Annotated in this window: 1 protein-coding gene; it reads right to left on the bottom strand. The window is 61.2% G+C overall.

The window, feature by feature from the left end; genetic code table 11:
• Positions 1-733, bottom strand: a 733-nt coding sequence (locus tag ACWGTO_RS33685) for a porin (protein ID WP_454578981.1), incomplete at its 3' end; no start/stop codon positions are given.
• Positions 734-750 lie beyond the last annotated feature (17 nt).

The raw sequence follows: 750 nt of genomic DNA, 5'->3' as shown, positions 1-750 counted from the left end.
TGGCGCCCCAGCCCTGCGTGTACTTCACGCCGCCGACGACATGCGGAACGTAGCTGTCGATGGTGCCGACTGTGCCCGAGCCTTCTTCGAGGGAGACCACGGCCGAGAAGCCGTTGCCCGCGTCGAAGTAGTACTGGACGACGTTGGTGTCGAAATCGCCGTAGGGGACGAGCGTATCCTGGATGACGTTGCCGGCGTAGCCGATGAACGTATTGAAGGCCGATTCGTCCTTACCGACGCGCAGGCCACCGAGCTGGATCCAGGCGAAGTTCAGCGAGACATTCTTGTTGCCGGCCGGGTTGCTGTTGAACTCATCTGCTTCCGTGGTCGGATCATCCGCCGAGGGGTAGCCGTTGCGGTTACCGAAGTTGAAGCGGGTCTCGGTGTAGGTCTTCAATGTGCCGAGTTCGGTTTCCTGGCCGGTCCAGGTCTTCAGCGTGAAGCGGGCATTCTTGTAGAAGGTATCCTGCTCGTCGCCGTCCTTATGATCGAAGGACCTGGCACCGTCGAACGAACCCACGTCGCCGACGCCGATGTCGTAACGGACATAGCCGCCGATGCGCAGGCAGGTTTCGGTGCCGGGGATGTAGAAGTAGCCCGAGCCGTAAACGTCGCAAATCTTGACGTATTCAGCCGGTTCCGGCTCGGCGACGACGACGGCGTCGGCGGCGCGCGCACCGGATACTGCGATCAGGGCCGCAGCGGAGCCGAGAAGAAGGCTCTTGATGTTCATTTTCTGACCTCCAGTCA

It is taken from the genome of Mesorhizobium sp. PL10, from assembly GCF_053714315.1.
Note: the sequence above shows the minus strand (reverse complement) of the source record. Positions and strands in the feature narration are given on the sequence as shown.